General features: G+C 60.8%; 13 protein-coding genes. 7 read left to right on the top strand and 6 right to left on the bottom strand.

What is annotated here, in order from left to right; all coding sequences use genetic code 11:
* Positions 1 to 13: 13 nt before the first annotated feature.
* From betB to betI, 4 genes are read right to left on the bottom strand one after another with little or no spacing between them, the layout of a single operon-like run.
* Positions 14 to 1,477 (bottom strand): betaine-aldehyde dehydrogenase, encoded by a 1,464-nt coding sequence (gene betB / locus AB4048_RS15490; protein ID WP_442202856.1) that lies wholly within the window; start codon positions 1,475 to 1,477, stop codon positions 14 to 16.
* On the bottom strand, positions 1,477 to 2,118 hold the full coding sequence (locus AB4048_RS15485) for a glutathione S-transferase family protein (RefSeq protein WP_442202855.1): 642 nt from the start codon (positions 2,116 to 2,118) through the stop codon (positions 1,477 to 1,479). Before AB4048_RS15485 ends, betB begins: the two co-directional genes overlap by 1 nt.
* A 2-nt stretch (positions 2,119 to 2,120) precedes the next feature.
* Positions 2,121 to 3,653 carry a choline-sulfatase gene (gene betC, locus AB4048_RS15480; protein WP_442202854.1) on the bottom strand — a complete coding sequence of 511 codons (1,533 nt, stop codon included), beginning with the start codon at positions 3,651 to 3,653 and terminating at the stop codon, positions 2,121 to 2,123.
* 56 nt (positions 3,654 to 3,709) lie between these two features.
* Positions 3,710 to 4,339 (bottom strand): transcriptional regulator BetI, encoded by a 630-nt coding sequence (gene betI / locus AB4048_RS15475; RefSeq protein WP_442202853.1) that lies wholly within the window; start codon positions 4,337 to 4,339, stop codon positions 3,710 to 3,712.
* Between the two features lie 118 nt (positions 4,340 to 4,457).
* Between betI and AB4048_RS15470 the strand changes: the two genes are divergently transcribed.
* Together AB4048_RS15470 and AB4048_RS15465 are read left to right on the top strand one after the other, a co-directional pair.
* Positions 4,458 to 5,006, top strand: a complete 549-nt coding sequence (locus AB4048_RS15470; protein WP_442202852.1) for an HdeD family acid-resistance protein — start codon at positions 4,458 to 4,460, stop codon at positions 5,004 to 5,006.
* A gap of 61 nt (positions 5,007 to 5,067) precedes the next feature.
* Complete coding sequence (locus AB4048_RS15465; protein ID WP_442202851.1) at positions 5,068 to 5,283, top strand: tautomerase family protein; 216 nt, start codon at positions 5,068 to 5,070, stop codon at positions 5,281 to 5,283.
* A gap of 109 nt (positions 5,284 to 5,392) precedes the next feature.
* On the opposite strand, the gene AB4048_RS15460 is transcribed toward AB4048_RS15465, so the two are convergent.
* A complete protein-coding gene (locus AB4048_RS15460; RefSeq protein WP_442202920.1) occupies positions 5,393 to 6,280 on the bottom strand; it encodes a LysR family transcriptional regulator in 888 nt (295 codons plus the stop codon).
* A gap of 160 nt (positions 6,281 to 6,440) precedes the next feature.
* Between AB4048_RS15460 and AB4048_RS15455 the strand changes: the two genes are divergently transcribed.
* From AB4048_RS15455 to AB4048_RS15445, 3 genes are all read left to right on the top strand, one after another.
* The gene (locus tag AB4048_RS15455; protein ID WP_442202850.1) at positions 6,441 to 7,337 is read left to right on the top strand and encodes a DMT family transporter; all 897 of its coding nucleotides are present in this window, start codon (positions 6,441 to 6,443) and stop codon (positions 7,335 to 7,337) included.
* Between the two features lie 205 nt (positions 7,338 to 7,542).
* Positions 7,543 to 7,788: a ribbon-helix-helix domain-containing protein gene (locus tag AB4048_RS15450; protein WP_442202849.1), complete on the top strand. Its 246-nt coding sequence runs from the start codon at positions 7,543 to 7,545 to the stop codon at positions 7,786 to 7,788.
* Between the two features lie 165 nt (positions 7,789 to 7,953).
* Positions 7,954 to 8,952 carry an NAD(P)H-quinone oxidoreductase gene (locus AB4048_RS15445; protein ID WP_442202848.1) on the top strand — a complete coding sequence of 333 codons (999 nt, stop codon included), beginning with the start codon at positions 7,954 to 7,956 and terminating at the stop codon, positions 8,950 to 8,952.
* Positions 8,953 to 9,007: 55 nt separating this feature from the next.
* Here the strand turns inward: AB4048_RS15445 and AB4048_RS15440 are convergent, their stop codons facing one another.
* Positions 9,008 to 10,273 (bottom strand): MFS transporter, encoded by a 1,266-nt coding sequence (locus AB4048_RS15440; RefSeq protein ID WP_442202847.1) that lies wholly within the window; start codon positions 10,271 to 10,273, stop codon positions 9,008 to 9,010.
* Between the two features lie 569 nt (positions 10,274 to 10,842).
* Here AB4048_RS15440 and AB4048_RS15435 point away from each other — a divergent pair.
* Together AB4048_RS15435 and AB4048_RS15430 are read left to right on the top strand one after the other, a co-directional pair.
* Positions 10,843 to 12,378 (top strand): AlbA family DNA-binding domain-containing protein, encoded by a 1,536-nt coding sequence (locus AB4048_RS15435; RefSeq protein ID WP_442202846.1) that lies wholly within the window; start codon positions 10,843 to 10,845, stop codon positions 12,376 to 12,378.
* Positions 12,379 to 12,735: 357 nt separating this feature from the next.
* The gene (locus AB4048_RS15430; RefSeq protein WP_442202845.1) at positions 12,736 to 13,743 is read left to right on the top strand and encodes an asparaginase; all 1,008 of its coding nucleotides are present in this window, start codon (positions 12,736 to 12,738) and stop codon (positions 13,741 to 13,743) included.
* Positions 13,744 to 13,883 lie beyond the last annotated feature (140 nt).

Below are 13,883 nucleotides of genomic sequence, written 5' to 3'. Positions count from 1 at the left end.
ATCTAGGATCATCTCAATACGGCGCCTCGACTTTGCCCATGCCGACATAGACCGTCTTCAGTTCCGAATAGTGTTCCAGCGCGGCCAGCGAGTTTTCGCGGCCGAAGCCGGATTGTTTCGAGCCGCCGAAGGGGATTTCGACTGGGCAGAGGTTGTAGGTGTTGATCCACAGCGTGCCGGCGTTCAGCCGGTCGACGACGCGGTGGGCGCGGGAAAGCTCGGCGGTGAAGACGCCGCCGGAAAGGCCGAACTCGGTGGCATTGCCGCGCGCGATCACCTCGTCCTCGTCGTCGAAGTCGAGCACGCACATCACCGGCCCGAAGATCTCCTCGCGCGCGATCGTCATCTCGTCGGTCACGTCGGCAAAGACGGTCGGCTGCACGTAGTAGCCTTCGCCGGCGACGTTGTTCGGGATGCCGCCGCCGGTGACGAGCGTCGCGCCCTCCGCCTTGCCCTTCTCGATATAGGAAAGCACTTTTTCGCGCTGGGCGAAGGAAACCATGGGGCCGATCTGCGTCGTCTCGTCGAGCGGATCGCCGATCCGCATGGCGTCGGTGCGTGTCTTCAGCCGCTTCAGGAACTCCGCCTTGATTGCGCGCTGAACGAAGACGCGCGTGCCGTTCGAGCAGACCTGGCCGGTCGAATAGAAATTGCCGAGCATGGCGCCGCCGATGGCGCTGTCGAGGTCGGCGTCGTCGAAGACGATCAGCGGCGACTTGCCGCCGAGTTCCATCGTCACATGCTTCAGCTGTCCGGCGGCCGCCGCCGCGACCTTGCGGCCGGTCGGCACGGAGCCTGTGAGCGAGACCTTGGCTACGTCGGGATGGTTGATGAGCAGCGGGCCGGTGTTCCGGTCGCCCTGAATGACGTTGTAGAGGCCTTTCGGAAGGCCCGCTTCATGCAGGATCTCGGCGATTTTCAGCGCGCCGAGGGGGGTGTTCTCCGATGGCTTGAAGACCATGGCGTTGCCGGCGGCAAGCGCCGGTGCGCCTTTCCAGCAGGCGATCTGCTGCGGATAGTTCCAGGCCCCGATGCCGACGCAGACGCCGAGCGGCACACGCTTGGTATAGGCGAAGTCCTGACCGAGCGGGATATAGTCGCCGTTGAGCCCGGCGGCGGCGATGCCGCCGAAGAACTCGAAGCTGTCCGCCCCCGAGGTCGAGTCGGCGACGATGGTTTCCTGTATCGGCTTGCCGGTATCCAGCGTTTCGAGCTCGGAAAGCTCGCGGTTGCGCTCGCGCATGATGTCGGCGGCGCGCTTGAGAACGCGCCCGCGAGCCGTCGGGCTCATCGCGGCCCATTCCGGCTGGGCGCGTTTGGCGGCAGCAATTGCCTTTTCGACGATCGCGGGTGTGGCGGCGTGCAGCCGCGCGATCACCTCGCCGGTTGCCGGATAGAGGCTTTCGATGACGGTGCCGTCGGTGTCCTCGACGTATTCGCCGTCGATGAAATGGGAAGCTTTCGGTTGGGCGCGCATCAGAGGACCCTCAGTTCTTCGTAGGAGACCATGACATGCTCGCGAAAGGCGGGCCGCTCGGTCAGGTTTCGGTAGTAGCGCTGCAGCCGCTCATGGGCGGGGCGCTCGATGGAGATGTCGAAATAGCGGTAGAGGAGATGGCCGAACTGGATGTCGGCGAGCGTCAGCTTATCGCCGGCGAGAAAGGCGTGCCGCTCGAGCTGCCGCTCGGCGATATCGAACTTGGCGGCAAGCGCGGCGATGGCGGCCTTGATGGCGGCATCGTCGCGAAGATGCGGCGCGGTCCTTACCACCCGCCAGAAGATCGGCGCGGAGAAATTCAGCGCCACATTGATCTTCGACCACTCGGCCCATTTGTCGACCTGAGCGCGGCGCGCCGGGTCCTTCGGCCAGAAGTCGTCCGTGCCGTAGCGGTCGGCGAGGTATCGGAGGATCGCGGCCGACTCCCACAGCGGCTCGCCGTCGTCGTCGCGCAATACGGGCACGGTCCCATTCGGGTTCAACGCCAGAAATTCCGGCGTGTTGTTGACCCCGTAGGTGAAGCCGGCGTCGATCCGGTCGTAGCCAAGTCCGAGCTCGCCGATGCACCACAACACGGCCTGGACATTCGACGACGATTTGCGGCCCCATACGGTCAGCATCTTCACTCTCCCCTGGGATAGCGTTTGGATTCCTCGAGGATGTTGAGGTCCATGTGGTTGCGCATATAGCGCTCGGAAGCCTTTTGCAGCGGCTGGTGGTCCCATGGGTAGTAGGCGCCGTTTCTCAGCGCCTCGTAGACCACCCAGCGCCGCGCCTGGCTCTCGCGCACGGCAGCGTCGAAGGCGGCCATGTCCCAGCGCTTTTCGCGTTTCTGCCTGAAGGCTGCGATGACGTCGGCGTAAGCCCGATCGGCGGCGAGATTTTTCAGTTCCAGCGGGTCCGCTTCGAGATCGAAGAGCTGCTCCGGATCGAGTTCGCAGTGAACGTATTTCCACTTGCCCTCGCGGATGCAGACGAGAGGCGCATAGGAGCCTTCGGCGGCATATTCCATCAACACCGGCTCCGTGCGCGGCATACCTGCTATCATTGGCACGAGGCTGATGCCGTCCGTCCAGGGCGCGATCTCCTCAAGCGAAATCCCGGCGAGGGCTGCGAGCGTCGGCGTCACGTCGAGATTGGAGGTCGGCGCAAGATGCAGGCCGGGTGCAATCCCCGCGCCTGATATCATCAGGGGTACCCGCACCGAGCCCTCGAAGAAGTTCATCTTGAACCACAAGCCGCGCTCGCCAAGCATGTCGCCGTGATCGGAGCAGAAGACGATGCAGGTCTCGTCGAGCATGCGCGTGCGCGACAGCGTGTCGATCAGTTCGCCGATCTTCTCGTCGAGATAGGAGATGTTGGCGAAATAGGCGCGACGCGAACGGCGCGTATGTTCGTCGGTGACGTCGAAGTTCCCGTAGTCGCAGGAATGAACGATCCGCTTCGAATGCGGGTCCTGCTCGTCTTCGGCAAGTGCGCCGACCTCCGGCAGGAGATGCTCGCAATCCTCGTAGAGATCCCAGAACTTTTTCCGGGCCACGTAAGGGTCGTGCGGGTGGGTGAAGGAAACGGTGAGGCACCAGGGGCGGCGGCCCTCGTCATCGCGCTCGCGCGCAAGATGATAGAGCTTCTGGTTAGCGAGGAAGGCGACCTCATCGTCATATTCCATCTGGTTGGTGATCTCGGCGATGCCACCGCCCGTGACCGAGCCGAGATTGTGATACCACCAGTCGATGCGCTCGCCGGGCTTGCGGTAATCAGGCGTCCAGCCGAAATCGGCGGGGTAAATATCGGTCGTCAGCCTCTCCTCGAAACCGTGCAGCTGGTCAGGGCCGACGAAATGCATCTTGCCGGAGAGTGCCGTGTAATAGCCGGCGCGGCGCAGGTGATGGGCATAGGTGGGGATGGAGGAGGCGTATTCGGCGGCGTTGTCGTAAACACGGGTGCGGCTCGGCAGCTGGCCGGCCATGAAGGAGGCGCGCGCGGGCGCACAAAGCGGCGAGGAGGTATAGTTGTTGCGGAAGCGCGCCGAGCGGGCGGCAAGCGCCTTCAGATGCGGCGTATGCAGAAAATCCGCCGGGCCGTCGGGAAAGAATTTTCCGTTCAGCTGGTCGACCATGATGATCAGGATATTCGGTTTTCCAGTCACTCGCATTGTCCGCTTTGCTGTTGGTTGCCTTGTTTGCCTTGGAGCTGTCACGCCTCTTACCCTCACCCACTCCCCGCGAGCGGGGAGGCCGTCGAAGGGCGAATGAGAGGTGTCAGCGTCGCAAGTTGTCTCGTCACATAGTCCTCCGTCAGCGCGATCGAGGCGTCGGTGCCGAGCGGCGCTGACTTCAGACTCTGGCGGATATAGAGCCCGTCGATCATCGCAGCCGCGCCCTCGGCGATGCGTTCCGCGTCATCGGAGTTGCAGAGGTGGCGCAGATTGGCGATGAGGTTCGAGCGCAGGCGGCGCGCATAGATGACGAGGAAGCGGCGCGTCTCCTCAGAGCGCTGCGCCTCGGCATAAAATGCAAGCCAGGCAGCGATGGTTTCCGGCGCGAACTGGTCCGCCTGGAAGCTGACGCGGATCAGCGCCGAAAGTTTTTCGCGCGTCGTCGTCGCTGCCTTGAGGGCCGCGACCGTATCGTCTCGAAGCTGCCGCAGAAGCGCGCGGATGGTCGCGAGCAGCAGGTGCTCCTTGCTGCCGAAATAATGATGGGCAAGGGCGGCGGAAACGCCGGCCTCCTTGGCGATATCGGACATGGTGACGCTCAGCGAACCGTGATCGCCAATCACCCGCAGCGCTGCGTCTACCAGCGCCTTGCGGCGCACAGGCTCCATTCCGACCTTCGGCATAGCGAACTCCTCGCTTTGAAGGCTATTCTTGATTGAGCCGCCAATCAACAAAAATCGCGTGCAATTTGCACGATGCTCCCGCAACATATTCGGCGGGGATCATAGGGAGGGTACGATCATGGCCGATGCTTACGAGCAGGCGTCATTGCAGGAACTTAGGGTCAAATGGGGATGGTTCGTGGCGCTTGGCCTGCTGCTTCTTGCGTGCAGCCTACTCGCTTTCGCCAATCTCTTCATCGCCACGGTCGTCTCGGTTTACTACGTCGGCATACTGATGCTGCTTGGCGGCGTCGTCTACCTGGTGCACGCTTTCCAGGTGCGCGGCTGGGAACACTTTCTCTCCTGGGCGCTCAGCGGACTGCTCTATACGCTGGCCGGCCTCTTCGCCTTCCTCAATCCGCTTCTCGCATCGGCGGCTTTCACGCTGCTGCTGGCGGTCGCCCTTGTCGTGGCGGGCGTCTTCCGCGTCTTCGTCGGCCGGCGCATGAAGCCGGGGAAGGGCTGGGGCTGGATCGTCTTCAGCGGCGTGGTGACGGTTCTTGCGGGCTGCGTCGTCTGGCTCGGCTGGCCGGTCAACAGTCTCTGGATCCTCGGCCTGTTTCTCGCCGTCGACCTGTTTTTCCAGGGCTGGACCCTCGTCGTCTTCGGCTTCGGCGTGCGCACGTGACATGAAGGCGACCGGTCATGGGGCCAGCTACTAGTAGGTCATTCAGCATGGAGGCTAGCCGTTGCCATACGTCAAAGTTGAAATTGCCAAAGGAATTGCCAGCGTCGATCAGAAGCGTGCTGTCATTCGAAGGATGACTGAGGTTCTTGTCGAGGAACTTGGCCGCGATCCCGAGTATGTCTTTGTCGTGATCGACGAGGTGGACACCGACAACTGGGGTAGGAAGGGCCAATCGCTGACCGACTTGTGGCAACAGGCTAAGACGGACAAACCTTAGAGAACACTCACGCTTCCGGGACGCGAAGAAATCAAGATTGACGCGCTGTGGTCGCTTCGGGCCGCAAGGCGCGATGGCTCAGAAGCGCCAGGGGCAGACATAGCCACTATCAGCCGGCGAGGGCCAACCCGCCCTGACGACCAATGTCCCTCTCGATTTCTCGAACCAGACTGTCGAGAGCCGGATTTCTCGACTTGCGCGCCCGTCTGACCACATAGACCAGGGATGGAGGCCGAGGCAGACGGTCGGTCATTATCTGCATGTCACCTCGGATATGGCGGTCGCTCAGCAACGCTACACCCATCGCCGCATTGACCGCGGACACGATGCCAGCGGCGCTCGAACACTCAAAAACAGTCTCGAGAACCGCATCGTCCTGGCCGATGTCGAGCGCCCATTGTCTATAGAAACATTCGTCATCGAACGACAAGAACGGGATAGGGCCTTCCTGCCGGATCATCAATTCAGGATGCTTCACCCAGTGAAGGTCTTCCCTGTAGAGAACCACGTCGCTCGGTCGCACCTCGTGGCTGAAGACCTGAACGATTGCAGCGTCAAGTTCGCCGCGCTCCAGCATGGCGCGCAGAACCAGACTCATGCGTACCTTAGTTCGCAGCGCGACGTTCGGATGAAGCCGCTTGAAGCGGCCAAAGATGCGCGCGAGGTCACTGCATGCGGTGTCTTCGGTCAGTCCGAGCGCAAGTCTTCCCGCAAGCGGAGTCTTGGAGAGACTTAACAATGCCTCGTCGTGCAGCCCAAGAATGCGACCGGCGTAGTCCAGCAAGTCTTCACCGGCCGCTGTGAACATCGGTCCGCCCGATTTTCGTCCGAGCAACTCGCAGTCGAGGCTCACTTCCAGTCTCTTGATCTTATGGCTCACGGCGGATTGTGAGAGGCTCAGAGCGGCCGCTGCTCTGGTAATGCCGCCATGTTGGCGGATGGCGGAAAGCGCTCTCAAAGCGTCGATTTCGAGGCGGCGACTGTGCAGTTCATTCATGGCCATGTCCGTTTCCTTCTCTGCGGAGGGAAACCTATCACGAACGACACCAGTCATGACACTCAATTGTTAAATGTCATGAAGTCATCGAAATTTGTCATGTGCGTCCATGGTGCGATCCGCCTATGGGTAGATCGCATTCCTCGTGACAGAGCCCTCAATGACCGATGCCTCTCTTCCTTCCGCCATCGCAAGCCGCCACCCCCTGCTATGGCCATTGCTCGCCACTCTCCTCATCATCGGATGGAGTTCAGGTTTCTTCGGCATCCGGTATGCCAACCAGGAGGCAAGCGTCATGCTTCTGCTCTTCTGGCGGACATTGCTTTCAGGATTGGTCCTTCTGCCCTTCGCGTTGGCGATCGGGCCAAGAATATCGATGCGGGCGCTCAGAGATCAGGCCCTGTTCGGCATCATGGCCGTGTTCCTGTATCTGGGAGGCTTCGCGCTTGCTATCGAGCAAAAAGTACCCACGGGGCTGGTCGCGCTCATCGCTGACCTCCTTCCGCTGGCGATCGCAGCCCTTTCACAACCGGTCCTCGGTGAGCGGCTGACCGCACGGCAGTGGCAGGGCACTCTGATCGCCGTCACCGGTGTCTTGATCGTGTCCTTCGATAGCCTGGGTTTCGGTACGGCCCCGGTCTGGGCATACGGATTGACGGTGGGTTCGATGCTGATATTCGCCGTCGCTTCAGTCTTGCATCGGAAACGCAGGACGCAGCAGATGCCTGTCCATCAGAGCCTTTGCATCCATACACTGACGGGCGCGGTTCTGTTCGGTCTGTGCGCATTGATGCAGGGCAGCCTTGCCCCACCGATGACCCGCAATTTCGCGGTCGGGATGACCTGGCTGGTTCTGATCGCGACGTTCCTCGCCTATGCGGTCTACTACACCAGTCTGCGGCTGTTCCCCGTCGCCAAGGTGAGCGCCGCGATCTACCTCAGCCCGCCCGTGACGATGCTTTGGGCATGGATGCTGTTTTCAGAGCCCCTGACTGGCGCGATGCTCGCTGGGCTGGCGGTGACGTTGGTTGGCGTATGGATGACCTCACGGGGTTGAGCGACCGCCGGGGTCACGAAGGGTCACTTTTTGACAAGAAGCGTGATCAGGTTTAATCTTCCGGCCTTGATGCGGATGGCGCTTCGGCGCTGATTGCGCCCGAAGAGAGGCGCCGGCGAGAGATCGCCCCAGATGCATGGGATCGCTAAAGACCGATCCTCATGCCCATTTCCGGCAGGGCCCTGGAATAGACGGGAGGAATACCATGCCGATGGTCACCGTTTCCATTTCTCCGCTGCAGGCCGCAGGCATCCGAAGCGCGGTCGACACGGGTGTCTATGCGTCGAGCAGCGAGGTCGTGCGCGAGGCGCTGCGCATGTGGGACGCAGCCCGCAAACGCGGCGAGCTTCGCAGTTTTTCAGACGCGGCGGCGGGCGACGAGACCCGCAATACCCAATGCGTCGCGGAAATGTTTTCCGACTACGAAGCCAAAAGTCATCGACTGACTTAACCGGTTCGGCTCGCTCGCCATACGCGCGCGGCGCGGTGCGGCGCGGGCGCCGGGTCCCCGCGCCGAGACCAATTGACGCCCTCCACACAGTTCACCTTTTCAAACGCTATCCTCTGAAATAGAGCGTTACTTGCGGAAACGCTTATGGGAAAGAGGAGTGCGTCCATGCCATTGCCAGCCGACATGCGATTTGTGGAATTGACCTCCTTCGGTGCGCCGGAGGTGATGACGATCGGCCGCGGGCCGCTTCCAGGCGTCAAGAGCGGCGAACTCCTCGTTCGCGTCGAGGCGGTCGGCGTCAACCGGCCGGACGTCGCCCAGCGTCAGGGCAGCTATCCGCCGCCGAAGGACGCAAGCCCGGTCCTCGGCCTGGAGATTGCCGGGGAGGTCGTGGCCGTGGCGGCGGGCGTCACCGATTTTGCGGTCGGCGACAAGGTCTGCGGTCTCACCAACGGCGGCGCTTATGCCGAATATTGCGCGCTGCCGGCCGGCCAGGCGCTGCGCTTCCCGAAAGGCTATGACGCCGTCAAGGCGGCGGCCTTGCCTGAAAACTACTTTACCGTCTGGGCCAATCTCTTTCAGATGGCCGGGCTGACGGAGGGAGAAAGCGTTCTCATCCATGGCGGCTCCAGCGGCATAGGCACGACCGCGATCCAGCTTGCGAAAGCCTTCGGCGCCACGGTCTTCGCGACCGCCGGCTCGACTGAAAAATGCAAAGCCTGCGAGACGCTCGGCGCCAAGCGGGCGATCAACTATCGCGACGAGGATTTCGTCGAAGTGGTGAAGGCCGAGACCGGCTCCGGCGTCGACGTCGTGCTCGACATGATCGGTGCAAGCTATTTCGACCGGAACCTTTCCGCCCTTGCCAAGGATGGCTGCCTGTCGATCATCGCGTTCCTCGGCGGGGCGGTTGCGGAGAAGGCCAATCTCACCCCGATCATGGTCAAGCGGCTGACGGTGACGGGATCGACGATGCGCCCGCGCACCGCCGAGGAAAAGCGCGCCATCCGCGACGACCTTCTGCGGGAGGTCTGGCCGTTGCTCGACGCCGGCGAGATCGCGCCGGCGATCCATAAGACCTTCCCCTTCGACGAGGTCGTCGAGGCCCACCGCCTGATGGAAACGAGCGCGCATATCGGCAAGATCATGCTGCGGATGGGATAAGTCGTCTGATACCGCGTCGGGGCGGAAACCGCCGATGTTGGCGGTCCCGCTCGGTCTAGGCGGCGGCTGTCCTTGCGCTTCGGCCGTCGAGCGCCAGGATGCTCGCCGTTGCCACCAGACCGCAGGCGGCGCCGACGAGCGCGGTGCCGGAATAATCCGTCATCGCCGTGCCGACCGCGAAGAGCACTGCGGCGACGCCGCCGCTCAGGAACATGTTGACGGCGAGCAGCGAGCTCCCCAATCCCGGCTTGTCGGCGATCAGATCCTGCAGGTAGGAGATCGGCACGCTGAGCACGGCCGCCGCCCCGAAGGCGTTGATGCCGATGAGCGCATAGATCTGCCAGCGGGCCGTGGCGAAGCTGACGAGCACCAGATAGGTCGAATAGATCAGCGTGCCGACGGAGAGCACGTGCACGTTTTTGAAGCGCTTCTGCATCGCGGCCCAAAACAGCATGAACGGCATTTCGAGGAAGGCGACGCCGCAGGCGGTGAGGCCGACGTCGACGACCGTCCCGTGCGCGGCGTGCGTGGTGATCAGCGGCGACAAGGTGGTGCTCAGGCGCTGCGTGCCGCTGACGAGCGCCATGCTGCCGACGCGCAAGAGGATGCCAGGCTCGAGGATGCGGGCGAGCGAGGCCAGGAAGCCGTCTTCCTGCGGCCGCGACCGTACAGCGTTTTTCGGGCTGCGCGGCACGCAGAAGAAATAGAGAAGGAAACAGCTGATGCTCGCAACCGTTGCGACCGCATAGGCCGGCATCATCGTCGAGGAACTGGCAAGATAGAGCCCGACCAGCCCCGGCATCAAGGCCCAGGAGCCGGAATAGATGGCGCGTACCGTCGTGGTGACCGAGAGCGCCTCGCGATGCTGCAGCGTATTCGTCGTTGCCCGGATGCTGCCGAAGAGGATCGAGAACATCGAATTGCTGATCGGGATCAACAGCAGCACCGCAATCGCGAATACCGGCACGGAGCGGAAGATGTAGATCGAACCGAAACCAAGCATGCCCGATACGGCATTCGCGAGCACCAGAGGCCGTCGGTCGCCGAGCCGGTCCGAGAGTATGCCGAGCAACACGCTTGCGACGACGTTGATGGCGGCGGCAAGAAAGATCAGCACCGAATAGGTGCCGTCGCCAAGTCCGAGCTCATTGATGCCGATGATCGACTGATACGGCAACGTCGAGGCATAGGTTAGCCCGCTGACGAAGAGCGTGATGGTTGGAATGCGCAGAAAGGGATCGCGCAGAATGCGGGAGAGGGTGACGAGCATGGGAGATGATTCCTGACGCCGCTTTTTTAGCCCTTTGGATCGCCCGCGCAAGCCGCGAATTTTAGCCCTAGCTTCAACTCGTGCAACGGCCGGCAATGTGGCGTGTTGGGGGGGCGAGGGGGGCGAACTTCGCCAAAGTAGAACGGTAGAACGCTGAAATCCTGATCGCCCTCAGGTCTATTCCGGCTATGCGGAATTCGGACGCAAAGGGCACCGGCGGGAGGGAGTTCGTGACCCCTTCGAGCAACCATGGGGTGGCGCTTATAGGTGCGGTTCGTTGGGTTTCCTGTCCGAATGAGAGATATAGGGCTATTGGACACGAAATCGGACCGCCAAATGTATGTCCGCAGAAGTATACCTTTGCGGACAAGGCCCGGTACCCTGGCTAATGCCCCTCCTCTTATGATGAGGGCTGCCCGTAAGATCGTTCGAATTGCCTGAAGAGGATAAGTAGCCACCAGGCCAACGGAACCCCACAGGGGGAAACGCCTGCGAGAAACGGCTTAGATACCCCTCGTAAAAATTTGTCGTGGCGTAAATTCGTGCAACCAGTACGTTAGTATTGACTGGTACCATCGCTCTGGTCCAGCATTGCCGGACAAGGGCTGTGAGGTACGTTAGTGGGCAAGCGCAGTATAACAGACATAGAAATCGGCTTGATAAAAGCCATGCTTCTCCGATCGATGAAAAACAAGGACATTCAATTCTATTTCAATAGGCAAGATCGAGCAGTTAACTCTGGAAGAATTACACAAATAAGGGACGGTACATATGGTCCAGAAGTCCGTACCGCCTCAGAACAAGAGTTGAATGTATTTCTCTCTTCCTTCAAGCCGTCGGAGATCGGCGCGGTTGTCAGTGAAGCTGTAGTACAGCAGGAGCCGACACTTAGACAGCGAGCGATCGCCATGTTTGCTAAAGGGCGTGCGGGGTGGCTGCTTAGCAGCCATGAAACAGACAGGGTCGAATGCAAGGAAACATTCTGCCTCAAACCCGAGGCCCGCTTTGCGGATCCACTACGGTCGATCGCCGGATTGGCAAATAACGCTGGGGGTTTTATCTTCTTTGGCGTCACTGAATTGTCGGATGGATCGCTCGAAGCTACAGGGCTTACTACTGACGCTTTCCAGCTGACAGACCCAGCGGAAATCAACCGCTGCTTGGCCGGAGCGTTGCATCCAGTACCTACCTTCAGCACATTCATAATAATGTTGGACGATATCAAGGTAGGCGTTATTCACATCGAAAAACACGATCATCCGCCGGTTATGGCGACAAAGAATATCAATACCGAAATTAAAGAAGGGGCGATCTACTATCGATACGTTGGCGAAACACGCGTGATTAAGCCTGGGGAACTACAGCAGATAATATCCTACAGAGAACAAAAGGCCATAGCAGAGTTCTCAAGGAGGATGGCACGCATCGCGGTGGGGTCGTCTGCGACGCTCGATCTTGATACCGGTAAGGTAGAGGGGAAGCAGGGCAGCTTCCTAATTGACGAGGAGTTGCTTCCTAAAATCCAGTTTCTGAGGCAGGGGCAGTTCAAGGAAGAAACGGGCGCGCCAGCATTACGGCTCATCGGAGATGTCAGCGCTGTTAATTCGGGGCAACGCGAAACAGTACGGAGCAATGTTACCAGCGAAGCTGTCCTGCTTAACTTTCTCAAGGTTTCATCTGTTGCTGAACCGTTGCAGTACATTGTGCATTCCGCGCATACCGCACGAGCATGGCTGCCTCTATTTTATTACGCTGCGGCTTCAAAACTTTCCCTTGAGGAAGTCGTCAACACACTGCTTGCTGAGCGCCCAACCTACAAGCAGCGGCGTGACGCGGCTATCAGGCGCCTCAATGGAACTGGGCCCAGTGCGTTGAACCGAGCTATCGGAAAGGTGCAAGTAGCACTGGCAGCCCTGTTAAATGGCGAGCTTGCAGCGCCGTTGCTGATCAATGAAGTTGTACTGGTGGCGCAAGCTATTCAAGCAATACCGCCGGATATTCCAGTGCATTTCGATTGGTTAAAAAGCATGCTTCTGGCAGCGTATGACATTACGAACGAAACGACCGACCAGCACAAGCTAGCCCGCAGCTTGGTCTATAGGGCAGCGTGCAGACTGGACGAATTAGAATACGCCGCCGTAACTAGGGGGCGCTGAGCTCGTCTTTCACTGTCAATGCAATTGGCGATCTAAGAATGCGGCTAATGACGCAGGAACCCGCAGCCTCCCTTGGATGCATGATCACTTATGGCTGTTGCACGTTCTAGTATCCGGTGTAATTCCGAAACACCGAAGGGGGACATCGTGTCTAGCTATCCTAGAAAGCCCGATTTCTAAGGCCTTTAAGCGATGGTGGGCGCTCCCTCCGTCACCACCGTTTTGTCCATTTTGGCCCGTCAGCCATCATCCCCGCCGTCTTCTATTTATGACCCGAATTATGCGCTAAGCTCCGCCCCACCGTGCGCGTCGTCTCTGGCGCCCGCCCGCCTTGAAACGCCATCTAGGACCCCGTTCATGCCTAATCCGGTCACAGTCGAAGCCACCCGTGGAAATCTTGTTGAAAGCCGCCATCGCGGTTCGGTCGCCGTCGTCGATGGGGACGGTGGGCTTGTCTTTTCTCAGGGCGACGTCGAGGCCGGTGTGTTTCCGCGTTCGGCCTGCAAGGCGATGCAGGCGCTGCCGCTTGTCGAAAGCGGGGCGGCGGACGCTTACGGCTTCGGCAATCGCGAATTGGCGCTCGCCTGCTCCTCCCATAACGGCGAGGAGGCGCATGTGGCGCTTGCGGCCGCAATGCTGAAGCGTGCGGGCCGCGATGTCGGTTCGCTCGAATGCGGCGCCCATTGGTCGTCCGATCAGGCGACGCTGATCCACCAGGCCCGGACGCTGGAGAAGCCGACGGCGCTTCACAACAATTGCTCCGGCAAGCACGCCGGCTTCATCTGCGCCTGCTGCCACGAGGGCGTCGATCCGAAGGGCTATGTCGGCTACGATCATTCGCTGCAGCGCGACATCCGCGAAACCATGGCAGACCTTACCGGTGCCGCCCTCAGCGTCGACAATTGCGGCACGGACGGCTGCTCCATTCCAACCTACGCGGTGCCGCTGAAGGGCCTTGCTCACGGCTTCGCGAAGATGGCGACCGGCAACGGTCTTTCTCCCGAGCGCGCAAAAGCCTCCCGACGGCTCTTCGCCGCCTGCATGGCCGAACCCTTTTACGTGGCCGGAACCGGCCGCGCCTGCACAAAGCTGATGGAGCTCGCGCCCGGCCGCATCTTCGTCAAGGTCGGCGCCGAGGGCGTCTTTTGCGCGGCAATTCCCGAGCAGGGGATCGCCATCGCCGTCAAATCCGACGACGGCGCCGAACGCGCGGCCCAGGCGATGGTGTCGGCGGTGCTCGCGCGCTTTTTCGAGCGGGACAGCGAGGTTCACGCCGGCCTGATGGCGCTTGCAAACCGGTCGATGAAAAACTGGAACGGCATTCACGTCGGCGACGTCCGCGCGGCGGGAGAACTGGCGCGCTGAGGATCTTGCGCCATGGCCCTGCCGCCTTCACCCACGGCGTGCGCGAACGCCGCGGGATGGCCTTGATCTTAACGATTTCTTGACACATCCACCTCCGCCATTTTACATGTATATACATATTCAACCTGTATATGCGTGGA

This window comes from Rhizobium sp. RAF56 (assembly GCF_052113965.1).
Classification (GTDB): domain Bacteria; phylum Pseudomonadota; class Alphaproteobacteria; order Rhizobiales; family Rhizobiaceae; genus Rhizobium.
This window is presented reverse-complemented; position numbering and strand designations above follow the sequence as displayed.

Bases quoted from the DNA above. Each gene is read 5' to 3' on its own strand.
- AB4048_RS15460 (WP_442202920.1), bottom strand. From the start codon at position 6,280: ATGAATGAACTGCACAGTCGCCGCCTCGAAATCGACGCTTTGAGAGCG.
- betI (WP_442202853.1), bottom strand. From the start codon at position 4,339: ATGCCGAAGGTCGGAATGGAGCCTGTGCGCCGCAAGGCGCTGGTAGAC.
- betC (WP_442202854.1), bottom strand. From the start codon at position 3,653: ATGCGAGTGACTGGAAAACCGAATATCCTGATCATCATGGTCGACCAG.
- AB4048_RS15445 (WP_442202848.1), top strand. From the start codon at position 7,954: ATGCCATTGCCAGCCGACATGCGATTTGTGGAATTGACCTCCTTCGGT.
- AB4048_RS15430 (WP_442202845.1), top strand. From the start codon at position 12,736: ATGCCTAATCCGGTCACAGTCGAAGCCACCCGTGGAAATCTTGTTGAA.
- AB4048_RS15450 (WP_442202849.1), top strand. From the start codon at position 7,543: ATGCCGATGGTCACCGTTTCCATTTCTCCGCTGCAGGCCGCAGGCATC.
- AB4048_RS15470 (WP_442202852.1), top strand. From the start codon at position 4,458: ATGGCCGATGCTTACGAGCAGGCGTCATTGCAGGAACTTAGGGTCAAA.
- AB4048_RS15455 (WP_442202850.1), top strand. From the start codon at position 6,441: ATGACCGATGCCTCTCTTCCTTCCGCCATCGCAAGCCGCCACCCCCTG.
- betB (WP_442202856.1), bottom strand. From the start codon at position 1,477: ATGCGCGCCCAACCGAAAGCTTCCCATTTCATCGACGGCGAATACGTC.
- AB4048_RS15485 (WP_442202855.1), bottom strand. From the start codon at position 2,118: ATGCTGACCGTATGGGGCCGCAAATCGTCGTCGAATGTCCAGGCCGTG.